Source organism: Actinophytocola sp., assembly GCF_036378875.1.
Classification (GTDB): domain Bacteria; phylum Actinomycetota; class Actinomycetes; order Mycobacteriales; family Pseudonocardiaceae; genus Actinophytocola.
In genome coordinates, this window is sequence record NZ_DASUVO010000081.1 from 167,238 (window position 1) to 190,381 (window position 23,144).

Annotated in this window: 23 protein-coding genes; 18 read left to right on the forward strand and 5 right to left on the reverse strand. The window is 70.5% G+C overall.

Annotated features, from left to right (window positions below):
- Positions 1 to 26 precede the first annotated feature (26 nt).
- Positions 27 to 1,667: an FAD-dependent oxidoreductase gene (locus VF106_RS23690; protein ID WP_330842000.1), complete on the forward strand. Its 1,641-nt coding sequence runs from the start codon at positions 27 to 29 to the stop codon at positions 1,665 to 1,667.
- Here VF106_RS23690 and VF106_RS23695 read toward each other — a convergent pair.
- From VF106_RS23695 to VF106_RS23705, 3 genes are read right to left on the reverse strand one after another with little or no spacing between them, the layout of a single operon-like run.
- Positions 1,600 to 2,394, reverse strand: coding sequence for an EI24 domain-containing protein (locus VF106_RS23695; protein ID WP_330842001.1), 795 nt, complete (start codon positions 2,392 to 2,394; stop codon positions 1,600 to 1,602). The two genes, VF106_RS23690 and VF106_RS23695, sit on opposite strands and share 68 nt — an antisense overlap.
- Before the next feature lie 22 nt (positions 2,395 to 2,416).
- On the reverse strand, positions 2,417 to 3,160 hold the full coding sequence (locus tag VF106_RS23700; protein ID WP_330842002.1) for an SDR family NAD(P)-dependent oxidoreductase: 744 nt from the start codon (positions 3,158 to 3,160) through the stop codon (positions 2,417 to 2,419).
- A gap of 8 nt (positions 3,161 to 3,168) precedes the next feature.
- Positions 3,169 to 4,203, reverse strand: a complete 1,035-nt coding sequence (locus VF106_RS23705) for an NAD(P)-dependent alcohol dehydrogenase (protein WP_330842003.1) — start codon at positions 4,201 to 4,203, stop codon at positions 3,169 to 3,171.
- Between the two features lie 107 nt (positions 4,204 to 4,310).
- Here VF106_RS23705 and VF106_RS23710 point away from each other — a divergent pair, with 107 nt between their 5' ends.
- The 16 genes from VF106_RS23710 (at position 4,311) to VF106_RS23785 (ending at position 19,482) form a co-directional block, all read left to right on the forward strand.
- A complete protein-coding gene (locus VF106_RS23710) occupies positions 4,311 to 5,180 on the forward strand; it encodes a branched-chain amino acid ABC transporter permease (RefSeq protein ID WP_330842004.1) in 870 nt (289 codons plus the stop codon).
- Positions 5,181 to 5,189: 9 nt separating this feature from the next.
- A complete protein-coding gene (locus VF106_RS23715; RefSeq protein WP_330842005.1) occupies positions 5,190 to 7,670 on the forward strand; it encodes a branched-chain amino acid ABC transporter ATP-binding protein/permease in 2,481 nt (826 codons plus the stop codon).
- A complete protein-coding gene (locus VF106_RS23720) occupies positions 7,667 to 8,701 on the forward strand; it encodes an acyl-CoA dehydrogenase family protein (protein ID WP_330842006.1) in 1,035 nt (344 codons plus the stop codon). Before VF106_RS23715 ends, VF106_RS23720 begins: the two co-directional genes overlap by 4 nt.
- A 13-nt stretch (positions 8,702 to 8,714) precedes the next feature.
- Positions 8,715 to 9,503 (forward strand): enoyl-CoA hydratase/isomerase family protein, encoded by a 789-nt coding sequence (locus tag VF106_RS23725; protein WP_330842007.1) that lies wholly within the window; start codon positions 8,715 to 8,717, stop codon positions 9,501 to 9,503.
- A complete protein-coding gene (locus tag VF106_RS23730; RefSeq protein WP_330842008.1) occupies positions 9,500 to 9,760 on the forward strand; it encodes a Zn-ribbon domain-containing OB-fold protein in 261 nt (86 codons plus the stop codon). The genes VF106_RS23725 and VF106_RS23730 overlap by 4 nt, the downstream gene beginning before the upstream one ends.
- Positions 9,757 to 10,890, forward strand: a complete 1,134-nt coding sequence (locus tag VF106_RS23735; protein WP_330842009.1) for a thiolase family protein — start codon at positions 9,757 to 9,759, stop codon at positions 10,888 to 10,890. The genes VF106_RS23730 and VF106_RS23735 overlap by 4 nt, the downstream gene beginning before the upstream one ends.
- Positions 10,869 to 12,050, forward strand: a complete 1,182-nt coding sequence (locus VF106_RS23740; protein ID WP_330842010.1) for an acyl-CoA dehydrogenase family protein — start codon at positions 10,869 to 10,871, stop codon at positions 12,048 to 12,050. Before VF106_RS23735 ends, VF106_RS23740 begins: the two co-directional genes overlap by 22 nt.
- Positions 12,047 to 12,958, forward strand: coding sequence for a phosphotransferase family protein (locus VF106_RS23745; RefSeq protein WP_330842011.1), 912 nt, complete (start codon positions 12,047 to 12,049; stop codon positions 12,956 to 12,958). Before VF106_RS23740 ends, VF106_RS23745 begins: the two co-directional genes overlap by 4 nt.
- An 8-nt stretch (positions 12,959 to 12,966) precedes the next feature.
- A complete protein-coding gene (locus tag VF106_RS23750) occupies positions 12,967 to 14,178 on the forward strand; it encodes an acyl-CoA dehydrogenase family protein (protein ID WP_330842012.1) in 1,212 nt (403 codons plus the stop codon).
- Complete coding sequence (locus VF106_RS23755; protein ID WP_330842013.1) at positions 14,175 to 14,945, forward strand: SDR family oxidoreductase; 771 nt, start codon at positions 14,175 to 14,177, stop codon at positions 14,943 to 14,945. The genes VF106_RS23750 and VF106_RS23755 overlap by 4 nt, the downstream gene beginning before the upstream one ends.
- Positions 14,946 to 15,462: 517 nt before the next feature.
- Positions 15,463 to 16,191, forward strand: a complete 729-nt coding sequence (locus tag VF106_RS23760) for an SDR family NAD(P)-dependent oxidoreductase (RefSeq protein ID WP_330842014.1) — start codon at positions 15,463 to 15,465, stop codon at positions 16,189 to 16,191.
- 81 nt (positions 16,192 to 16,272) lie between these two features.
- A complete protein-coding gene (locus VF106_RS23765; protein ID WP_330842015.1) occupies positions 16,273 to 16,899 on the forward strand; it encodes a TetR/AcrR family transcriptional regulator in 627 nt (208 codons plus the stop codon).
- A gap of 98 nt (positions 16,900 to 16,997) precedes the next feature.
- Entirely contained in the window at positions 16,998 to 17,330 is a 333-nt protein-coding gene (locus tag VF106_RS23770; protein ID WP_330842016.1) for a nuclear transport factor 2-like protein, read from the forward strand.
- Complete coding sequence (locus tag VF106_RS23775; protein ID WP_330842017.1) at positions 17,327 to 17,731, forward strand: nuclear transport factor 2 family protein; 405 nt, start codon at positions 17,327 to 17,329, stop codon at positions 17,729 to 17,731. Before VF106_RS23770 ends, VF106_RS23775 begins: the two co-directional genes overlap by 4 nt.
- Complete coding sequence (locus tag VF106_RS23780; RefSeq protein ID WP_330842018.1) at positions 17,694 to 18,014, forward strand: EthD family reductase; 321 nt, start codon at positions 17,694 to 17,696, stop codon at positions 18,012 to 18,014. The genes VF106_RS23775 and VF106_RS23780 overlap by 38 nt, the downstream gene beginning before the upstream one ends.
- Positions 18,007 to 19,482, forward strand: coding sequence for a class I adenylate-forming enzyme family protein (locus tag VF106_RS23785; RefSeq protein WP_330842019.1), 1,476 nt, complete (start codon positions 18,007 to 18,009; stop codon positions 19,480 to 19,482). Before VF106_RS23780 ends, VF106_RS23785 begins: the two co-directional genes overlap by 8 nt.
- On the opposite strand, the gene VF106_RS23790 is transcribed toward VF106_RS23785, so the two are convergent.
- Positions 19,451 to 20,188 carry an SDR family NAD(P)-dependent oxidoreductase gene (locus VF106_RS23790; RefSeq protein ID WP_330842020.1) on the reverse strand — a complete coding sequence of 246 codons (738 nt, stop codon included), beginning with the start codon at positions 20,186 to 20,188 and terminating at the stop codon, positions 19,451 to 19,453. The two genes, VF106_RS23785 and VF106_RS23790, sit on opposite strands and share 32 nt — an antisense overlap.
- Positions 20,189 to 20,286: 98 nt before the next feature.
- Here VF106_RS23790 and VF106_RS23795 point away from each other — a divergent pair, with 98 nt between their 5' ends.
- Complete coding sequence (locus VF106_RS23795) at positions 20,287 to 21,471, forward strand: ABC transporter substrate-binding protein (RefSeq protein WP_330842021.1); 1,185 nt, start codon at positions 20,287 to 20,289, stop codon at positions 21,469 to 21,471.
- Positions 21,472 to 21,922: 451 nt separating this feature from the next.
- Here VF106_RS23795 and VF106_RS23800 read toward each other — a convergent pair whose 3' ends face one another.
- Positions 21,923 to 23,140, reverse strand: a complete 1,218-nt coding sequence (locus tag VF106_RS23800) for an acyl-CoA dehydrogenase family protein (protein ID WP_330842022.1) — start codon at positions 23,138 to 23,140, stop codon at positions 21,923 to 21,925.
- Positions 23,141 to 23,144: the final 4 nt, after the last annotated feature.

Genomic DNA, 23,144 nt, shown 5'->3' on the forward strand with positions numbered 1-23,144 from the left:
TCCGGTTGGGTTCCGAGAGGACGTTCATGAGCAACACATGGGACACCGAGGTGGACGTTCTCGTCGTGGGCTCCGGCGCGGCCGGGCTGTCCGCGGCGATCAGGGCCGCCGATGCCGGGCTGCGCACGGTGGTGCTGGAGAGCACCGAGAAGTGGGGCGGCACCACGAACCTGTCCGGTGGTGGGTTGTGGATGCCGACCAACCCGCTCATGAAGGTGCCCGACTCCGTCGACGACGCGTTGACCTATATGGACGCCGTCATCGGCGACGTCGGACCGGCCAGTTCCCCGGAACGCCGGCGCGCGTACGTCGAGTCGGTGCCGGAGGTCGTCGGGTTCCTCGCCCGGCACGGAGTGCGGTGGGCGGTCGCGAAGGACTACCCCGACTACTACCCGGACCGGCCAGGCGGCAAGATCGGCCGGAGCATCGAGTCCGAGCCGTTCAACGCGAAGTTACTGGGGGACTGGGTCGAGCAGTCGCGGTGCGACGAGTCGGTGCCGCTGCCGCTGAAGACCGACGACGTCTGGCTGCTCACACGCGCGTGGTCGACGTGGAGCGGCTTCGCGCGGGGCGTGCGGTTCTTCTTCCGGACGCTCGGCGGGGTGGTGCGTGGGAAGAAGCTGTACGGGATCGGCGCCGCCCTGGTGCTGAGCCTCATGCACATCGTGCGCAAGCAGGGCACCGAGGTCCTGCTGAGCACTCCGCTGAAGTCCCTCGTCGTCGAGGACGGCGTGGTGGTCGGCGTGGTGGCGTCCCGACCGGACGGGTCGACGCTGCGGATCCGGGCCACGGACGGGGTGGTGCTCGCCGCCGGCGGGTTCGCCCACAACACGCAGTGGCGCCAGAAGTACCACGGGGTGCCCGGGTACAGCTCGGCCGCCGCCGGCGACCTCGGCTCCGCCATCGAGATCGCCGAGGAAGCCGGCGCGCGGCTCGCTCTCATGGACGACGCCTGGTGGGGCGGGTCGGTGCCGAGTCCCGACCCCGACGGCAAGGCCATGTTCGCCGTGGCCGAGCGGTCGATGCCGTTCGGCATCGTGGTCGACTCGCAGGGCAGCCGGTACACCAACGAGTCCGCCAGCTACATCGACTTCGGACACGCCATGCTGGAGCGGGACAAGACGGTGCCGGCCGTGCCGTCCTGGCTCATCGTCGACGCGCGCAACCGCCGCCGCTACCTCAACTCCGCGCTGGCGCAGGGCGGTAAGAAGCTGCGGGAGGCCGGCATCGTCCGCAAGGCCGCCACCATCGAGGAACTGGCGACCATGCTGGACATGCCGAAGCTGCGGTCCACTGTGGACCGGTTCAACGGGTTCGCCCGCGACGGCGAGGACCTCGACTTCGGCCGCGGCCGCACCGCCTACGACCGGTACTACGGCGACCCGAGGGTGAAGCCCAACCCCAACCTCGGCACGCTCGAGAAAGGACCGTTCACCGCGATCCAGCTGGTGCCCGGCGACCTCGGCACCAAGGGTGGCCTGCTCACCGACGCCGACGCGCGGGTGCTCGACACGTCCGGGGCGGTCATCCCGGGGCTGTACGCCGCCGGCAACACGACCGCCTCGGTGATGGGGCGTACGTATCCCGGTCCCGGTTCGACTATTGGGCCCGCGGTCGTATTTGGTTACCGGGCCGCTGAGCACGCGGCGACTCGGCACGACCGCTGAGCGTCTCGTGTGCCACCAGGACGCCGCCAACGAACGCGATCGGCATGACGATGATCGCGGCCAGCGGGATCATGCACAGGAGTGACGCCGGCAGTCCCAGACCGATCGCCAGACCACGTCGCTCGCGCAGTGCCGTTCGCCGCTGCCGCAGGTCCATGCCGCGGCGGTAGAACGGCACCGCGACGAGTTCGAGCGCCAGGAACCACGCGGTCACCAACGCCAGGAGCACCGGCACGACGGTCTGCCCGACCACCGGGATGAAGCCCGCCACGACCAGCGGGATCGTGAACAGCAGCGACCGGAGCACGAGCAGCAGACCGTCCCGGATGCCCAGCCACAGCAGCCGCCACCACGGCAGGTCCACCACGCCGGGCGGGCCGTCGAGGTCGTCCTCGACCTTCTCCGCGATCATCTCGTAGAAGGGGCCGCCGATGGCCAGCGTCAGCGCCGAGAAGGTGATCATGCCGATGACCAGCGACGCGCCCACCAGCCCGATACCGGCCACCACGCGGACGATCGCCTGCCAGGTGTCCGACCAGTCGTCGGCGAACGGGGTGACCGCCGCAGCGACGTCGTCGATCAAGTAGACCAGCGCGATCATGCCGCCCAGCAGCACCAGCGTGGTCAGCACCGCGGGCAGCGCGCCCAGCAACAGCAGCTTCGGTTTGCGCAGCAGGATGCCCAGACCACGCCCGAACATTCGAACACCAGAGAAGAAGTCCCGCACGGAGTACTTCTACCAGCGAGCCCTACGCCGCCGTGAAGCCGCCGTCCACCGGGTAGAAGCCGCCCGTGCAGAACGACGCGGCGTCCGAGCACAGCCATGCCACCAGCTCGGCCACCTCCCTCGGCTCGCCGAGGCGCTTGCTCGGGTTGCCCGCCGCCAGGGCCCGCTTGCCGGCCTCGTCCTGGTGCGCGTCCACCAGCGGCGTGCGGATGACACCCGGGCCCACCGCGTTGACCCGTACGCCCTTTGTGGCGGAGTCGAGTGCCGCGGCCCTCGTCAGGCCCAGGACGCCGTGCTTGGCGGCGACGTAGGCGGGCAGCGACCACTGGCCGGCCACCGCGAAGATCGACGCCATGTTCACCACCGCGCCCTCGCCCGCCGCGACCATGTGGCCGAGCTCGGCGCGCAGGCAGTAGAAGACGCCGTCCAGGTCGACCGACAGCACCCGCCGCCACACGTCGACGTCGTAGTTCTCCACCGGGGCGTGGTCGCCGCCGATGCCCGCGTTGTTGACCGCGATGTGCAGGCCACCCAGCTCGGTCACCACCTGTTCCACCAGGCGTTCGCACTGCCGGGGGTCGGTGACGTCGACCGGGTACGGGACCGCCGTCCCGCCTGCGCCCTGGATGTCCTCCGCGACGGCTCTCGCCGCGGCCGGGCCGAGGTCGGCCACCGCCACCGCGGCGCCGCGCTCGGCGAGCGTGTGGGCGCAGGCCGCGCCGATGCCGGAGCCGCCGCCTGTCACCAGTGCCACCTTGCCGCGCATGTCGCTCCTCACTGATCGGGGACGAGAACCGCCCGCCCGCGGACCGTGCCGGCACGCAGGCGGGCCAGGGCTTCCGGCGCGGCGGACAGCGGGAACTCCTCGACCGTGACCCGCAGCCTGCCGGCCTGTGCGAGCGCCACCACCGCGCCCAGTTCCGGGCGGGTGCCCCAGAACGGCAGCGACACCCGTGCCCCCGCGGGAAGTCGCCCGCCCTTGCCCACCGTCAGTTGGCCGCCTGCGCTGCCGACCACCACCAGGTCACCGCCGGCACGCACGCTCGCCGCCGCCAGTGCCATCGTGGAGTCGCTGCCGACGAAGTCGAGCACCGCGTCGAGGCCCACACCGTGGTTCGCGGCACGCAGGACCCGGTGGGTGTCGCGACGGGCCAGTGTCGCCAGCTCCGCGCCCGACTCGTGGGCCAGCTCCAGCGCGGACTCCCGGTTGTCGACCGCCAGCACGCGGGCGGGGGTGATGGCGCGGAGGATCTGCACGGCGAGGTGGCCCAGGCCGCCGGTGCCGATCACCGCCACCGCCGAACCCGGGTCGAGCCGCAGCGCGGCGACCGCGTGGTAGGGCGTCAGGCCCGCGTCGGACAGCGGCGCCGCCTGCGTCGGGGAGAGGTCACCGGTCGGGACGAGGTAGCGCGCCGACGGGACGAGTACGTACTCGGCCATCCCGCCGTCCCGCCCCAGCCCCACACCTGCCCAGCCCAGCGTGCCGCGGCGGTCGCAGTAGTTGTCCGCGCCCGCCTCGCACCGGGCGCACTCGCCGCAGCCCCACGGGCCGTAGACCGCCACCGGGGCGCCCACCTCGACGCCGGTCGCGGCCGGGCCGACGGCGGCGACCTGTCCGGCGATCTCGTGTCCGAGTGTGAACGGTGGCCGGAAGCCGAAGGTGTCCTCGGCCGCGTCGATGACATGCAGGTCCGAGTGGCAGGCGCCCGCGGCGAGAACACGCACCAGGACCTCGTCGTTCCCCGGTGTCGGCACCTCGACCTCGACCAGCGCGGGCCTGCCCGGCGCGGTGAGTCTGAACGCTCGCACGGGGTCATCGTACATACCTGAACTCACTTCGATGCACTCTTGCTCGCCCCGCGTACAGCCGCTACCGTGAGTTGAACTGAGTTCAATTGGCCTAGGAGACGATCGGTGTGGATCAGCTCTTTCTCGTCCTCGTGAGCGGGGTGGCCAGTGGCGCCATCTACGGGTTGATGGGGCTCGGGCTGGTGATCATCTATCGGGCGACGGACGTGGTGAACTTCGCGCTCGCCAGTCTCGCGACGCTCGGTCTGTACGTGGCGGTCACCTTCTCCGACAACGAGGTCGCGGTGCTGGTCGGCGTCCTCGCCGCGGTGGCCTCGACCGTCGTCGCCGGGTTGGTCATCCGCGAGGCCATCGTCCGGCCGCTCGGGCAGGGGCAGCTGTTCGCCGCGTTGGTGCTGATGATGGGCGTCGCGCTGATCGCGGACACCGTGGTCACCGAGATCTGGGGCACCGAACCGCGAAGCTTCCCCAACCTGGTCGACGGCACCGTGCGCTTCGGGTCGGCCGCGTTGCCGGCGCAGAGCCTGGTCACCATCGCCGTCGCCGGGGTCGCCATGGCGCTGGTCGCCTACCTTTTCGGGCGCACCACGCACGGTTCGGCCATGCGTGCCGTCGCCGAGTCCGCGGAAAGCGCGCAGGCATTGGGAATCAGCGCGCAACGCGTCGGGCGAATGGCGTGGGCGCTGGGCCTCGGGCTCGGCGCGCTCGCAGCCTGCCTGTACGCGCCGAGAGTGGGGCTGACACCGGCCGTGCTGTCCGCGCCGCTGTTCCGGGCGTTCGCCGGGATCTTCCTCGGTGGCCTCAACAGCATGTACGGCGCCGTGGTCGGCGGGCTCATGATCGGCGTGTTGGAGAACATGGCCGCCAGCTACGTCTCGGCCAGCTTCCGCGACACGTTCGTGTTCACGTTCACCATCCTCGTCCTGCTGATCCGGCCCCAGGGCCTGTTCGGCACGCGCACGTTCCAACGGGTCTGAGGGGGCGTCGTGAAGATTCTTACAGCCGCGCTGTGGCCGGTCGCCGCGATCGTGCTCATCCTCGTGATGGAGTCCGGCGTCATCCCGCCGTACCAGTCCTATTCGGTCGCGCTGGCCGCGATCTACACGATCGTCGTGCTCTCGGTCGGCCTGCTCGCCGGCTGGTCGGGCATCTGGTCGGTCGGGCACCCCGGGTTCTTCGCGATCGGCGCCTACTTCGCCGCGTTCGGCAGCGCGCACGGCTGGCCCGTCGAGCTGGTGTTCCTCGGCGCGCTCGGCGCCAGCGCGGCCATCGGCGGGTTCCTCGGGTTCGCCGGCGCGCGGTTCTCCGTGCTCTACATCGCCTTGCTGACGCTGGCGTTCAGCCTCGTGTCACTGGAGATCATCAATCGCTGGACCGGGGTCACCGGCGGCGACCAGGGCGTGCCGGTGACCCAACTGGACAGTGCGCTCGGCCTGGGGTCCGTGGGCGGCGGCTCGGTGCAGGCGCAGTACGTGGCCGTCGGGGCGGCCGGGCTGTGCCTCGCGATCGCCGTGCTGGCCAAGAAAACCGGGCTGCGGATGCGGCTCGTCGCGGCCAAGTCGCACCCGCTCGTCGCCCAGTCCGTCGGCATCGCGCCGGAGGCCCAGTCGGCGCTCGGGTTCGCGGTGAGCGCCGCGTTCACCGGCGGCGCCGGCGTGCTGCTCGGCCTGACCACCGGGTTCGTCAGCCCCGACCCGTTCTCGTTGCAGCTCGGCATCTCGCTGATCGCGGCGTGCGTGCTGGGTGGGGTCGGCACCGTGGTCGGCGCGGTGGTCGGCGGCGCCTACCTGGCCTGGTCGCCGACGTTCGCGGACGCGGTGTCCGTGCCCCAACCGGTCGTCCAGGGCGTCGTGCTGATCGTCGCGCTGCTGTTCCTCCCCGGCGGTGTCGTGCCGTTCCTCGGCTCCCTCGCCCACCGGCTGCACCGACGCCCCGAAGCCGAACAGCCCGCTGTCGCACCGGAACCAGAGCCGGCGTCCGTTCCCGTGCCGGACTCGGCGCCACTGCTCACCCTCGACGGCGTCTCGGTGCGCTTCGGCGGGCTCACGGCCCTGGAGGACGCCGCGCTGTCGGTGCGGCCGGGGGAGGTGCTCGCGATCATCGGGCCGAACGGCGCCGGCAAGACCACACTCGTGAACGTCCTCTCCGGACTCGTCGGCGGCGGCCGCATCTCCGGAACCGTGTCCTACCAGGGAAAGCCGCTGCTCCGCACACGCGCCACCGCCCGGCGGCGGCTCGGCATCGGCCGTACCTTCCAGCACGCCGAGACCTTCGCCGAGCTGACCGTCCTGGAGAACGTGCTGTGCACGCACCGGCTGAACACCACAGCACACCGGGCAGCGGCACGTGAGCTGCTCAACCGGGTGGGTCTCGGCGGGGTCGCCGGCCGCTACCCGACCGAGCTGCCGTTCGGCCTGCAGAAGCGGCTCGACCTCGCCCGTGCCGTCGCGGAGGAACCGGCGCTGCTGATCCTCGACGAACCGTTCGGTGGGCTCGACGCGGCCGAACGCGCACTGGCCGCCAGGCAGATCGAGGCCGTCCGTGCCCGGGGCGCGGCCGTGGTGATCATCGACCACGTGCTCGACGACCTGTTCGCCGTGTCCGACCGGGTGGTCGCGTTCGACTTCGGCCGCCCCATCGGCGAAGGCCTGCCGGACACCGTGTTGCAGGACGACCAGGTCCGGTCCTCCTACCTGGGCACCATGAACGCCCACACCGAACTGCCGCCCCGCGCGGATGACGAGCCCGCGGCGATCGACCTGCGCGGGGTCGGCCACCACTACGGCGGCGTGGCCGCACTCAACGGCGTCGACCTCATCGTCCGCACCGGCACGGTACTGGGTGTCGTGGGCGCAAACGGGGCCGGCAAGTCCACGCTCGGCCGGATCCTGCACGGCTCGCTGCGCCCGTCGAAGGGCACCCGCGAGGCAGGCGTCCGGGCGAGCCTGGTGCCCGAGGGGCGCGGGCTGTTCAAAACCCTGTCGCTCAAGGAGAACCTCGAGGTCGCGGCCTACGCCTACGGGATCAAGGGCGCGCGGCTGCGGGCCCGCCTCGACGAGGTCGCCGAATGGCTGCCACCCCGGCTGCGTGACCGGCTCACCGTGCCGGCGGCCGGACTCTCCGGCGGCGAGCAGCAGATCCTCGCCATCGCCCGCGCTTTGATGGCGAGCCCCGACGTGCTCGTCGTCGACGAACCCGCGCTCGGTCTCGCTCCCGCGCTCGTCGACGAGGTCTACGCCAAGCTCGGCAGGCTCGCCCACGACGGGATCACGGTCGTCCTCCTGGAACAGTTGCTCAGCCGTGCGCTGGGCGCCTGCCACGAGGTCGTCGTGCTGCACGACGGCTCGGTCGCCGCGAAGGGCACCCCGGCCGACCCCGAGTTCGCCGCTCTCGCCGAGTCCGCCTACTTCGGCGGCGAGCACGCCACCGCGTTGGGTTCACTGGAGATCACGGCGGTGGAGCGGTGAACGTCGACCCCGCACTGCTGACCGAGACCGCCGAGCAGGCCGAGTTGCGCGCCGTGGTGCGTGACCTGCTGACGACCGGCGAGGACGAGAAGCACTGGACGCGGCTCGCCGGTGAGGTCGGCGCACACGGCCTCGCGATCCCCGAACGGCACGGTGGCGCCGGTTTCACGTTCGCCGAGCTGGCCGTCGTCCTGGAGGAGACCGGGCGCACGCTGTGTTGCGGTTCGCTGCTGCCGACCGTGGTGCTGGCCGCCCACACGCTCCTCCACAGTGGAGACGAGCGGTACCTGCCGAGGATCGCGACCGGTGAACTCACCGCGGCCGTGGCCGGTTTCGCCGACGGCACGACGGTTCGGGCCGAACGCGCCGGTGCCGGCTGGGTGCTGCACGGCACCGTCGACTTCGTACTGGACGGGCAACACGCCGACCTCGTCCTGGTCCGCGCCGGCGACCGGCTGTTCGCCGTCGAATCCACAGTGGAGGATTGGCGGCGCATCCCGCGGCGGGTCCTCGACGACACCCGGCCGCAGGCCCTGCTGGACTTCTCCGGCACGCCGGCCATCCCGATCGGCTCCGCGGAGGTCGTGCCAGCGGTGCTGGACATCGGCCGCGCGGCACTCGCGGTCGAGCAGGTCGGCGGAATCCAGCACGCCCTGGACGCCACGGTGTCCTACGTTCGGGAGCGGCGGCAGTTCGACCGGCCGATCGGCTCGTTCCAGGCGGTCAAACACCGCCTCGCCGACCTGCTCGTGGAGCTGGAGGCCGCCCGGTCCTCCGCCGCCTACGCCGTCGCCTGCGTCGCCACCGGCTCTCCCGACCTGCCGGTCGCGGCCAGTGCGGCCGCGGTGGTCTGCTCGGCCGCCTTCCAGCGCGCCGCCGCGGAGTACGTCCAGCTGCACGGCGGCATCGGCTTCACCTGGGAGCACCCGGCCCACCGCTACGTGCGTCGGGCCAGGACCGGCGAGGTCCTGTTCGGCGACCAGGAGTTCCACCGAGCGCGGCTCGCGGCCGCGCTCGTCACCACCCACTGAAGGAGAGACACGGATGTCCGTGGAAGACGAGATCCAGTTCGAGCGGGACGGGAACGTGGCCAGGGTCTGGCTCAACCGGCCCTGGAAGAAGAACTGCGTGACCGTGCCGATCCTCAAGCGGCTCGACGAGATCATCACCGAGGTCGACGAGGATCCGGACCTGCGCGTGCTCGTGCTGCGCGGGCGCGGCGGCACGTTCTGTTCCGGGTTCGACCTGGACAGCCTGCAGGCCGAGTACGTCGGCAAGTCGACCGCGATGGACGTCGCGGTGATCTCCGCGAAGGTCTGCGACCGGCTGTACTCGATGAACACCCCGTCGGTCGCGGTGCTCGAGGGCTACGTGACCGCGGGCGGGTTCGAGCTGATGATCTCCTGCGACTTCGCGATCGCGGTCGACGACGCCAAGATCGGCGACTTCCACATGCGCCGGGCGCTGTTCGGCGGCGCCGGGCCGATCTACCGGGTGCCCCGCATGATCGGCATCCGCAAGACCAAGGAGCTGATGCTGACCGGCAAGCTGCTGTCCGGCACGGAAGCGGCGGCGTTCGGCCTGATCAACGCGTCCGCACCGGCCGAGGAACTCGATGACACGGTGGCGGAGTTCGTCGGCACGCTGACCGACAAGAGCCCGTTCCAGATGCGGATCACGAAGATGACCATCGACCGCAGCCTGGACGCGGACACCCAGTCGCTGATGGTCATGGAGCACCTCGCCGTCGGTGTCACGCTGAACTCCGAGGACGCAGCCGAGGGCGTGGCCGCGTTCCTGGAGAAGCGGGAACCAAAGTGGACCGGGCGTTGAGCGGAGCTCGCGGAGCGAACATCGTCTCGACGGACGGCACCCTGTGGACGTGGACCGTGCAACGGTTCCCGCCCAAGTCACCGCCGTACGTGCCGCCGGAGTCCGGCTTCGAGCCGTTTGCCGTCGGCTACGTCGAACTGGCGGACGGGTCCAGGGTGGAGGCGGTGCTCGACGTCGACCCGTCTTCCGTCCACATCGGAATGCACCTGCGGCTCGAGGAGACCGAGGGCCGGGTGCCACACGCGAGGGTGCCATGAGCGTTTTCATTGTCGGGGCGGCGCGGACACCGTTCGGTCGCTCTGAGCTGAGTGGCCGCGAACACGGCGTCCGCGCGGCACGGGCGGCGCTGGCCGACGCCGGCATCCCGTGGTCCCGTGTCGGGGCGGCGTTCGGCGGCAGCGACGCCGCCGGCAACGCCGACACGCTCGTCACCGACCTCGGCCTCACCGGGGTTCCGTTCGTGAACGTGCGCAACGGGTGCGCGACCGGCGGCAGCGCCCTGATCTCGGCGGTCAACGCGATCCGCGGCGGCATGGCGGACGTCGTGCTGGCCGTCGGCTTCGACAAGCACCCGAGGGGCGCGTTCGACCCTCGGCCGGAGGACTGGGGACTCGACGACGCCTACGGCCGCGAAGGGCTGATGGTCACCACCCAGTTCTTCGGCATGAAGATCCAGCGGTACGCACACGACCACGGCATCACCCCGCGCACGCTCGCGCTGGTCGCCGAGAAGGCCTACCGCAACGGCGCCCGCACCCCGGAAGCGTGGCGGCGCAAGGAGATCACCGCCGACGAGATCCTCGGCTCCGGCCTGGTGAACGATCCCCTGACCCGCTTCATGTTCTGCTCGCCGGGTGAGGGCGCGGCGGCGCTCGTGCTGTGCTCGGGCGACGCCGCCAAGGGCCGTGACGCGGTCGAGCTGCGGGCCGCGGTCGTGCGGACCAGACCACCCGGCTCGTTCGAGGTCTTCAGCCCCCGGCTCGACGCGGGCACCCCGACCAGCGTCACCACGGCCGCGGCGAGCGCCGCGTTCGAGACGGCCGGGATCGGCCCGGAAGACGTCGAGGTCTGCCAGCTGCAGGACACCGAGAGCGGCGCCGAGGTCATGCACCTGGCGGAGTGCGGGTTCTGCGCCCACGGCGAGCAGGAGAAGCTGATCCCGGCCGGTACCACCGAGATCGGCGGCACGCTGCCCGTCAACACCGACGGCGGCTGCATCGCCAACGGTGAACCCATCGGCGCCTCCGGCCTGCGGCAGGTGTACGAGGTCGTCACACAACTACGTGGCCGAGCGGGGGACCGGCAGGTGCCCGGCGACCCGAGGATCGGGTTCACCCACGTGTACGGGGCGCCGGGGGTGAGCGCGTGCACAGTACTGGCGAGGTGAACCGGTTCCGGGCCGCGGCGCGAGACTGGCTGTCCACAGTGGCCAGCCCGAGGGTTGCGGACGTGTGGGGTGCCGGCGACGATTCGGTAGCCGTGTTCGAGAACTGGACCGAGGCGGAGGAACAGGCACACACGGCGGCGGCCCAGGAATGGGAACGCACCAGGTACGACCACGGCTGGGGTGCGCTGCGCTGGCCGGCCGAGTACGGCGGGCACGGGCTGCCCGCGTACTACGAGCAGGTCTACCGCGGCGAGGAGGCGGCGTTCGACGTCCCGAAACGCGCCGAGATCTTCCCCGTCACCCAGCAGCTGGTGGCCCCGGCGATCGACATCTGGGGCACCGACGAGCAGAAGCGGCGCTGGCTGCGCCCCATGCTGCGCACGGACGAACTGGCCTGCCAGCTGTTCTCCGAGACCGAGGCCGGCTCGGACCTCGCGGCGGTCCGCACTCGCGCGGTCCGCGACGGTGACCGTTGGGTCCTCAACGGACACAAGGTGTGGACCTCCGGCGCGACAGTCTCGACCTGGGGCGTCGCGGTGTGCCGAACCGACCTCGACGTCCCGAAACACAAGGGCATCACGGTGTTCCTGGTGCGCATGGACGCGCCCGGCGTGAGCGTCCGGCCGATCCGCCAGATGACCGGCGGCGCCAGCTTCAACGAGGTCTACCTGGACGACGTGGCCGTGCCCGACACCGACCGGCTCGGCCCGGTGGGGGAGGGCTGGCGGGTCACACTGAGTGTCCTCGCCGCCGAACGCCTCGACTCCGGGTCGCTGGGCTTGGACAACGCCGACCGGGCCATCGAACTCGCCCGGCACCGGTCCCGTGTGGACGGTCCGGTCGCCGACCTGTACATCCGCACGCTCGTCCAGCGGCTCATCGGTCTGCGCGTGACCGCCGCCCTCGTGGCGGGCAAGGAGCCGGGCGCGGAGGCGTCGGTGGGCAAGCTCTACGCCACCGAGACCATGCGCCGCACCAGCGATGTGGTGTTGCGGCTGCTGGGTGAGCATGTGGTCGCCGACACCGGCGAGTGGGGCACGTTCGCGTGGACCGAGCACCTGCTGGGCGCACCGGGCTACAGCATCGCGGGCGGCTCGGACGAGATCCAGCGGAACATCCTCGCCGAGCGGGTACTCGGTCTACCGAAGGAGCCGAGGTGAACCTGGAGGAGCGGGTTGGTGTTGCTCTCCGCGTGCCGGTCGTTCTCGAACCCCTGCCCGGTGGCCATTCCGGGCTCACCTACACGGCCGGGGGCTACGTGGTGAAGGCCGTGCCGCCGGGCCAGAAGCCGGTGGGCCGCAACGACATGCTCCGCCAGGCGGCGATACTGCGGGCACTGACCGGGAACCTCGTGCCCGAGGTCATCGCGGTCGACGAGGAACCACCGGCCTGGTTCGCCATGGAGCTGGTTCCCGGCGAGGCCATCGAACCCGTCCTCGACGAACACAGACTGGCACCGGACCAGTGCCGAGCCCGCATGCTGTCGGCGGCCGGGGTCCTGCGCCGCCTGCACGAGACGGATGTCGACTCGCTGAAGGAATCCCCGACCGCCACCTCCGAGGAGTTGGCGCGGTGGAGCCGCACCATGCGTGCCGTACCGGAGGAGTTGCGGCCTTTCGGTGAGGAACTGCTTGCCGCGCTCGCCGCCGGTGTGCCCGACGATCTCCCACCCGTGCTCGTGCACGGGGACTTCCGGCTCGGCAACATCCTCTGTGTCGGCGAGGAACCTCGCGCCGTCGTGGACTGGGAGATCTGGAGCGTCGGCGACCGCCGCAACGACCTCGGGTGGTTCCTGCTCTTCGCCGACCACGAGAACTTTCCCGCGCTCGGCCGGCCCGTGTCCGGACTGCCCACAGAGGACGAGTTGCTGGCCGCCTACCAGGGTGAGGACCCCGTTCCCCTGCCGGACCTGCGCTGGTTCCGTGCCCTCGGCCGGATGAAGATGGCCGCGATCATGGGCCACAACCTCCGCCGCCACCGGGAAGGCAAGCACCACGATCCCGACCAGGAACGCCTGCCGCCCACCATCGCCGCGATGATCCGCACCGCGCTGGCGCTGCTCACCTAGGAGGAACCGTGGACTTCGCGTTCTCGCCACGCGCCAGCCAGCTGCACGAACAGGTCAGCGCCTTCATGACCCAGCACGTCCTGCCGGCCGAACCCGTCTACGCCCGCCAGCTGGCCGAGGCTGCCAATCCGCACGCCCTGCCGCCCGTCATGGTGGAGCTGAAGGAGAAGGCCCGCGCCGAAGGACTGTGGAACCTCTTCCTCGCGCACGGCGACTGGGGCGCTGGACTGTCCAACCTGGACTACGCCCCGCTCGCCGAGCTGATGGGGCTGTCGATGATCGGCAACGAGGTGTTCAACTGCTCCGCACCCGACACCGGGAACATGGAGCTGCTCGCCCTCTACGGCTCGACGCAACAGCAGGAACAGTGGCTGAAGCCGTTGCTGGAGGCCGAGATCCGTTCCTGCTTCGCCATGACCGAACCCGACGTGGCCAGCTCCGACGCCCGCAACATCAAGACCACGATCACCCGCGACGGCGACGCCTATGTCGTCGACGGCCGCAAGTGGTACGCGTCCGGCATCCTCGACCCCGACTGCCGGCTGATCATCCTCATGGGCGTTACGGACCCCGCCGCCCCCACCTACCGGCAGCAGAGCATGGTGCTGATCCCACGCGACACACCCGGTGTCACCGTCGTCCGCGACCTGCCCATGTTCGGCTACACCGACCGGCTCGGCCACGGCGAGGTGGTCTTCGACAACGTCCGGGTCCCGCGCGAGAACCTCCTCGGCGGCGAGGGCGACGGGTTCGCGCTCGCCCAGGGACGGCTGGGCCCCGGCCGCATGCACTACGCCATGAGGGCCGTCGGCTTCGCCGAGCGTGCGCTGCGGCTCATGTGCGAGCGGACGCTCTCCCGCGTCGCGTTCGGTCGGCCGCTCGCGGAGCAGGGCGTGGTGCGGGAGTGGATCGCACGCAGCCGGGTCGAGATCGAACAGCTGCGGCTGCTGGTGTTCAAGTCGGCGTGGCTGATGGACACCGTCGGCAACCAGGCCGCACGCACCGAGGTCGCCGCCATCAAGGTCGCCGCACTGGACGTCGCGCACCGGGTCGTCGACCGCGCGGTGCAGGCACACGGCGCGGCCGGCGTCAGCGACGACACCGTGCTGGCCCGGTTGTTCTCGATCACCCGCGCGCTGCGGATCGCCGACGGGCCCGACGAGGTGCACCTACGCACGATCGCCCGCCACGAGCTGGCCAAGTACCAGGAGAAGCCATGAAACCGTTGGACGGGCGCGTCGCGCTGATCACCGGCGGGTCCCGGGGGATCGGGTTCGGCGTCGCCAAGGCGTTCCGGGCCGCCGGCGCCGACGTCGTGATCTCCGCCCGCAAGGCCGACGGGCTGGCGGCCGCCCGCACCGAGCTGCTCGCGGCCGAGGGCAGCGGCGACGTGCTCGACATCGTCGCCAACGCGGGCGAACCCGACCAGGCGGAGGACTGCGTCAACGAGGTCATGTACCGGTTCGGCCGGCTCGACGTGCTCGTGAACAACGCCGCCACCAACCCCTACATGGGTGACCTGCTCGACATCGACCTGCCGCGTGCCGAAAAGACCGTCCGGGTCAACCAGTTCGGGATGCTCGCCTGGACGCGGTGCGCGTGGCGGGCATGGATGTCCGAACACGGCGGAGCGGTGATCAACATGGCGTCGGTCGGCGGGCTGATCGTCGACCCCGGCATCGGCTACTACAACGCCACCAAGGCCGCGATGCTGCTGATGACCCGGCAGCTCGCCTACGAACTGGGGCCGAAGGTGCGCGTCAACGCCATCGCGCCCGGCGTGATCAAGACCGAGCTGGCGCGCGCGGTATGGGAGGCACGCGAACCCATCCTCACCGCGCAACTCCCGCTGCGCCGCCTCGGCACGGTCGAGGACGTCGCCAACGCGGCCCTGTTCCTCGCCACCGACGCGTCCGCCTGGATGACCGGACAGACCCTCGTACTCGACGGCGGCGCGACCGCCCTACCGATCGCGGTGGCCGAATGACGCCCGCCGCACTGACCGACTGGGCCTTGCGCGTGCCACGGGGCGATGTCTCGAAGGACGCGTTCGGGTCGTTCAACGTCAATCCACCGATGATCTTGTCGGGATGTCGCACCCCGCGAGAGAGTTGTGGGCCTGGTCAGACACGTCGCGGGCGTCGGGCGCGCAGCGCCCGGCCCGCTGGGTCCCGAAAGACGCGTTCGGGGCATTGCCGATGTCTCGAAAGACGCGCTGATGATGTTCAACGACTCGAAAGCGTCTTTCGGGACAGCGCTGGTGGCACAAACACGCCGATCGCACGGACACCGCCCGCGAAGCGGGCTTTGCCCGCCGGAGCCTCGGGCAGCATGATCATCAGTGGATCCGGGGTCAACGTCATCAGCGCGTCTTTCAGGACATCGACAGAGGTTCCGGGCGCGCGCGTGGGGCGGCCTCCGGCCCCCGGTTCCATGGTCTCACGGGGCACCGACACTGTTGGCCGCGTCCGGTGGGGGCTGTGGACAACCGAGGGGGCCGGTCAGTGAGCACGTTCAGTCTCGAGGGGCGGACCGCCGTGGTGACCGGGGCGTCCTCCGGGTTGGGGGCGCGGTTCGCGCAGGTGCTCGCGGGTGCCGGCGCCACGGTGTTCGCGGCCGCCCGTCGGGTGGACCGGATCCCCACGGAACCGGGCATCCGTCCGACTGCCTGTGACGTGTCGGTCGACGGGGACCGGGAGGCACTGATGTCGGCCGCTGTCGAGGCGACCGGCCGCGTCGATGTGCTCGTGAACAACGCGGGTGTCCCCGGCTCGGTGAGCGCGGAGAAGGAAACCGCGGACGACTTCGCCGCGGTGCTGGCGGTCAACCTGGTCGCCCCGTTCCACCTCGCCAAGCTCGCTCAGGAGGCCGGCGCCACCAGCATCGTGAACGTCGCCTCGATCCTCGGCGTCGTGTCCACCGCCCCGATCGGCGGCGCGAGCTACGCGGCGTCCAAGGCCGGGCTGATCGGGCTCACCCGTGAGCTGGCCGGCCAGTGGGGCGCCGCCGGTGTCCGCGTCAACGCCCTGGCGCCGGGGTGGTTCCGGTCGGAGATGACCGAGGAGCTGTTCGGCGACGAGCGGTCGAGTCACTGGGTGGCCCGCAACACCATGCTCGGCAGAGGAGGGGATGGCGCCGAACTGGACGGTGCCCTGCTCTTCCTCGCCTCGGACGCGTCGTCGTACTGCACCGGCCAGGTGCTCGTCGTCGACGGCGGCTGGACGGCACGGTGAGCCCGCGTTACCCAACCGAGTTCAGGTTGGGACTACCCTCTGGAACGGACCGGCAACAACCTCTGGAGATCGGGGAGTGGGATGACGACGGCGAGGGTCTCGACGGGCGACGAGGGGCCACGCTCCAAACGCGCCGCCATTCTCACGGCTGCGGTCGAGTGCTTCGGCGAGTTCGGGTTCGAGGGCACCAAGTGGTCCGCCGTGGCCGGCCGCGTCGGGATCGGGCAGACCGCGCTCTACCACTACTTCGAGACCAAGACCCACTGCCTGCTGACCATCATGCGGTTGGAGCTGCAACGCTCCCGCGACCAGTTCACCGAGGCCACGGCCGGCCAGAGCGACCCCGTCGAGGCGCTGCGGGCCGCGGCGCGGGCCGCGTTCGCCGTGTCCGAGCACGAGATCCTGCAGATGCGCATCCTGCAGAACAACCTGTCGCTGCTCGCCGTGCCAAGGACCTCCGCGAAGGAGGAGACCGAACGGCAGGCGGCAAGAGAACTGGTGCGCCAGATAGAGCGCGACTGGACGCGGCTGCTCACCCGAGGCATGTCCGAGGGCGCCTTCCCGGTCCGCGACCCGCACACGCTCGGCCAGGCGCTGCTGGGCCTGATCGTGAGCGTCTGGCGGTGGTACCGGCCCGGCGGACCGACACCGTTGTCCGAGGTCAGCGACCTGATCGAGGGCTGCTGCGTCCGGATGGTCGCCGAGTAGTGGGCTATTGCTTCGGCCCGCACCCAGAGGCTAGTGTCAAACTGAACTGAACTCAGGTTGTGAGGCTGACGATGAAGTTGCACGCCTACATGTCTGGCATGGACAGTGCGGATCCGACGACCGTACTCGACCTGCTGGAGCCCGACTTCCGGTTCCTGATCGCGCTGCCCTCCGGCGAGGCCGTCGGCGAGTCCAGAGAGGACTTCGCCAAGTACATCGCGGGCCGCAACGCCGTCGCCAGGGAGCACCACCTGCTGCGCTCCTCCGTGGACGGCGACACCGAGACCGTGTACGGCGTGGTCACCGAGTCCGGACGCCCGGTCGGCGCGTTCCTGTCCGCCGCGGTGATCTCGCCGGCCGGCCGGATCGCCCGCTACCAGTCGTACTTCACCACCTCGTTCCAGCTGGTCGACTGGGCGCCGCGCTCATGACCGCGCCGTTCCTCACCGCCTGGTTCGAGATCCTTGACTCGGACGAGCCGTCCCGGATCCTCGACCTGATCAGCGACGACTTCTCCTTCTCGATCCTGTTCTCGACCGGAGGGGACAGCGCGACCGACTTCGCGGGCGGCCGGCCGGCGCTCGTCGGTTACCTGACACAGCGGGAGAAGGGCACCCGCACCCACCACCAGCTCGCCGCCAGCTCCACCGGCCGCCAGGAACTGTTCCTCGGCGAGGTGCGGCGGGCCGGCGTGCCAGAGGCCACGTTCGTCGCGGCCGGCCAACTCGACGGGAACGGACGGCTGGCCCGCCTGATCATCGGGCGCTCGCCCGCCGTCCTGTTCGGAGGTGTTGATGTACAACCTGGTGCTGCTGGCCTCCCGGCCACCTGACTGGACCCACGAGCAGTTCATCGAGTGGTGGCGCGGCCCGCACGCCGAGCTGACCGTCCGCCTGCCCGGGCTGCGGGCCTGGCGGCACACCGACGTCGAGTCCGCGCTCGAGCCGCGCTCCGAGGGCTGGGACGGGGTGTCGGTGCTCAGCTTCGACACCGAGGACGACCTCCGCAAAGCCTTGGACAGCAAGGAATGGGCCGACGCGGTCGCGCAGGTCGGGGACATGCGCGGCAAGCGGATCGCGGTGGTGGGCGGCGAGCGGGAGATGTTTCGTGCGTGATGTCGCGTGGGTGGTCGCCGGACGGCCCGACTACCTCGCGGTCGTCGACGACTCCGGGGAGTACTCCGTGCGGCGGCTGGTCGAGGAGGCCGAGCGCCTCGCCGGACTGACCACTGGCACGGTTCTGGTGCAGGCGGACAACTCCTGGCGCACGGTCGTCGCCGCGCTCGCGGCCGGGCTCGGTGACGGGGTGCTCGCCGTCGTCAACCAGCACACCACCCGGGCCGAGTTCGCCGCGGCGTACGAGGACCTCCAGCCGGACGTCATGATCGCCGCACCGTCCACAGCGGACGACTGGGCGGTGGCCGGCGAGCGGATCCCGGTCCTCGACGGATGGGTGGCGATGTCCGGTGACGGTCCGCGCGATACGTCCCGATGGGACGGCGGGCGGTTCGTCGGGCTCACCTCCGGCTCAACCGGTCGCGCGAAAGGCGTTGTGCAGACGGAGGAAGCGCTGCGTTACGCCTGCCAGCGGACCATCGAGGTCAACGGGCTCGCGCCGGGTGACCCGGTCGCGGCCATCGTCCCGCTGTCGTCGACCGCGGCGTTCTGCTTCGGCGTCTATCTGTCGCTGATGCTGGGCGGCCCGCTCGTGTTGATGGACCGGTGGGACCCGGCGCGCGCGGTGGCACGCATGGCGGAGACCGACGTCCGGTGGACCATGTGCGTGCCGACGATGGCGCTGCAGATGGGCGCCGCCGCGGCCGGGTCGCGGGCGCTCACGGGCGTCCGCTCGATCACCGTCGGCGGCGGGCCGATGGACCGGGCCGCGCTGGCCAGGGCGGAACAGTCGCTCGGCACGAAGATCCTGCGCGTGTTCGGCATGTCCGAGTGTCTCGGGCACACCTCGCCGAGCCCCGACGACCCCGAGGAGATCCGGCTCGGCCGCGACGGCCGGCCCTTCACCGGCACCCACCTGCGTGCGGTGTCGGGTTCCGGCGCCGCACTGGGGCCTGGGGAGACCGGGCACGCCCAGGTTCGCGGGCCGTCGCTGTTCCTCGGCTACGCGCGGGACGGCAAGGTCGAGCCCGCCGCACTGACCGCCGACGGGTTCTTCCCGACCGGCGACCTGCTCGTGACCCACGACGACGGCACTGTCACGATCATGGGGCGGGAGAAGGACGTCATCATCCGGGGCGGCCGGAACATCGACATCACCGAGATCGAACGGGCGGTCGCTGGCCATCCCCGCGTCGAGCAGGCGTGTGTGGTGCCCGTCCCCGACGAGGTGCTCGGGGAACGGGTCGCGCTGCTGGCCGTGACCCGCGACGGCGCGGCGCTCGACCTCGCGTCGGTGACCGGCTTCCTGGGTGAACACGGGCTGTCCAAGACCAAGTGGCCGGAGTACGTGTTCACTGTGGACGATCTGCCGCAGACCAAGGTGGGCAAGCTGGACCGCAAGGGCGCCCGCGAGGTGGCACGGCAACGGCACGCCGTCACCGCCGGGGAAACCGCCGTCCCGCACTGACCCCGCCGTCCACCACGATCTCCGTGCCCGTCACGTAGGCGCTGGCGTCGGAGGCCAGGTACAGGGCCACGTCGGCGACCTCGGCCGGCGTGCCGCGCCTGCCGAGCGGGATCGTCCTCGTGTACGCCGCCCAGTCGGTGTCCGCGAAGTCGGACGACGCGGTGATCTCGGTCGCGATGCTGCCAGGGCAGATCGTGTTCACCCGGATGCCCGCCTCCGCGAGCTCCAGCGCGGCCACCTTCGTCAGGCCACGGACCGCGAACTTGCTCGCGCCGTACGCGGCCAGCCCTGTCGCGCCCAGCACGCCGTTCACCGAGGACAGCGTGACGATGGAGCCACCCGGTGGCATGATCGGCGCGACCGCGCGGATGGCGAGGAACGTGGCGGTCGTGTTGGTCTCCTGCACCCGGCGGAACTCCTCCGGGCTGGTGTCCAGCAGCGGACGGGACATCGCGATGCCGGCGGTGTGCACGAGCACGTCGAGCCGTCCGTGTTCCGCACGTAGGTTCTCCGCGAGCGCCTGCCAACCGGCGTCGTCGGTGACGTCGAGCGTCCGGTACGTGGCACTGGGTGGCACGGGACCGTGAGCAGCGAGATCGGTGACCACGACCGTCGCGTCCTCCCGCGCGAACAGGTGCGCGGTCGCGGACCCGATGCCCCCGAGACCTCCCGTGACGAGCGCGACACGACCGGACAGCCGACCCATGGCAAACTCCCTCAAACTGAACTGAACTCGATTCTTGCGTCCGTGATGGACGCCTCTCTATATTGAACTGACTTCAGCTCAGGTCAAGGGAGACCGCCATGCGGCACAACAGCCCGCGCATCCTCGTCCTGCTGGCAGCCCTCGTGCTCACCCTCTCCGCGTGCGGTTCGGGTGCGAGTGGCGGCTCATCGTCGGACACGATCAAGATCGGGGGCTGGATGCCGCTTTCCGGCCCGGTCGCCGCCTCGGGGGAGCCGCAGAAAGTGGGCGGCGACGTCTATTTCAAGATGATCAACGACAAGGGCGGCATCAACGGCCACAAGGTCGAGTGGATCACCAAGGACAACGCCTACGACACGCAGCAGACCGTGCAGGCCGCCCGTGAGCTGATCGGTCAGGACCGCGTGGTGGCGATCGTAAACTCCAACGGCACCGCACAGACCGAGGCGACGTTCCCGTTCGTGCTCGAGCAGTCGAAGGTGCCGATCCTGAACACCTACGGCGGCGCCGAGAACTGGTACAACCCGCCACGCAACGGGCTGTTCGGCGTGCAGACGCTGTACGAGGACCAGGCGGCGGCGATCGCCAAGTGGGCCGTCGAGGACGGCGCCAAGAAGATCCTGGTCATCCACAGCGACCCGGCCGCGTTCGTCAACGTCGCCAACCAGGTGGCGCCGGTCGCCAAGAAGGCGGACTCCAGCGTCTCCGTCGACCTGCTGTCGGTGAAGTTCCAGACGACCGACTACGCGCCGATCGTCAGCCAGGTGAAGGAGAAGCAGCCCGACGCCGTGATCACCATCCTGACCGCACCGGAGGCGGCGGCCTACCTGAAGGAGGCCAAGCTGCAGGGCTTCTCGGCGCCGGCCTACGGCTACGCCCCGGACGCGCAGACCGCGACGCTCACCCTCGGCGGTGACGCGGCCGAGGGCTACCACGCGGTGTCGTGGTTCAAGCTGCCCACCGACGACAGCCCGGAGATGAAGGAATACCGCGACGCCATGGCGAAGTACGCCCCGGACGCGCCGGTGGACTTCTCCACACTGATCGGCTTCGCCTACGCCAAGGCCTTCGCCGAGATCGTCAAGACGATCGACGGCGACATCACCTCGGACTCCATCATCAAGGCCTACGAGAACGCGAAGAACGTCGAGACCGGGATCATGCCCCCGCTCACGTTCAGCGCCCAGAACCACCTCGGCGCGACCGACCTCCAACGGGTAACCGTGAAGGGCGGCAAGTGGACCTCGGTGGGCGACTTCTTCACCCCACCGGCCCGCGACTGATCTGATTGGTGACACGGCTGGTGCCGGGCGCTTCGCGCGCCCGGCACCAGCCGTGTTCAGCGGAGCCGTTCGTGGTGGCGGAGCGGGCGATGTCCCGAAAGACGCGCTCATGTCGTTGAACCCAGATCCACCGATGGTCTTGATGGCTCGGAGGGCGGCCCGGTGGACTCGCTGCGCGGTTAAAGGGCGCGAAGCGCTCCGAAACCGCCTGACGTCACGGGGCGGTGGCGACGTCGGTCGGCAGCCGCGCGAGGAAGGCGTGCTTCACCACACGCTCACGTCGTGGTGGCCGCGCACGAATGGCGGTTCACGCCACAAGCAATGTCCTGAAAGACGCGCTCATGTCGTTGAACGTCCCCATCGCGTCTTTCAGGACGCCTGCCACGTCCCGAAACCGCCACCCGCGTGCCCTCGCCGTTCGCAGCGGGCGGCCTCCCGGCCTGCCGGTTTCTCAGTGAGCCGCGGAACGTAATCCGTCACCAGATCGGGGCTGCTCGTGGTGGCGAACTGTGCGGCGGGCGATGGCCCAGCGGTGGGTTTCGGACGGGCCGTCGTAGATGCGGAACGGGCGGACCTCGCGGAGGTAGCGGCTGAGGAGTATATCGCCGGAGATGCCCAACGAGCCGCAGATCTGGAGTGAGCGGTCGACTACTCGCCAGATCGCCTCGGCGCAGAAGGTCTTCGCGATCGCGGTGGACTGGTTGGCCGAGTTGCCCTGGTCCAGTTCCCAGCACGCGCGCAGGATCAGCGCGCGGGACGCGGCGATGTCGATCTCGTTGTCGGCGATCATCTGTTGGATCATGCCCAGTTCGGCCAGGCGGGAGCCGAACGCCTGGCGGGTTACCGCCCGGTCCACCGCGATGCCCGCCGCGCGGCGGGCGATGCCCAGCCAGCGCATGCAGTGTGTCATCCGCGCCGGACCGAGTCGGACCTGTGCGTACCGGAAGCCCTCGTCGACTGAACCCAGTACCGCCTCGTCCGGCACCACGCATTCCTCGAAGAGCAGTTCCACGTGGCCGCCGTAGAGGCTTTCGTCCAAAGTGTCTATGTGCCGGACGATCTTCATGCCCGGGTTGTCCGCATCGATCAGGAACATGGTCGCGCCGCCCGGGCTGCCTGGTTCGCCGGACGTCCTGGCCATGCAGATCGCGAACGCCGCCCCTTCCGCGCCCGTGATGAACCACTTGCGGCCGTCGATTCGCCAACCACCCTGGACCCGGGTGGCGCGAGTGGACAGTGCGCTCGGGTCCGAGCCCGCGCCGGGGGCCGGCTCCGTCATCGCGAAGCAGGAACGGATCTCGCCGCTTGCCAGTGGGGCCAGGTAGCCCCTCCGCTGCTCGGGTGTCGCGATCGCCTCCAACAGGTGCGCGTTGCCCTCGTCCGGGGCGGCGATGTTCAGCGCCAGCGGGCCCAGGAGCGAGTAGCCGGCCTCCTCGAACACCGCCGCCCGACCGCACATGTCCAGCCCGTGCCCGCCCAGCTCCCTGCTCACGTGTGGGGCGAAGACTCCCGCTTGTTTCGCGGCCCGCTGCAGTTCGACGCGCACGTCGTCGTTGGGCACCACGCCGCCGTGGCGTTCCTCGACCGGCACCACCACGTCACGGACGAACGCCGCGGTGCGTTTGGTCAGGTCGGCGACCACCGGGTCGGGCGCGAGATCGACGGCCACGGTA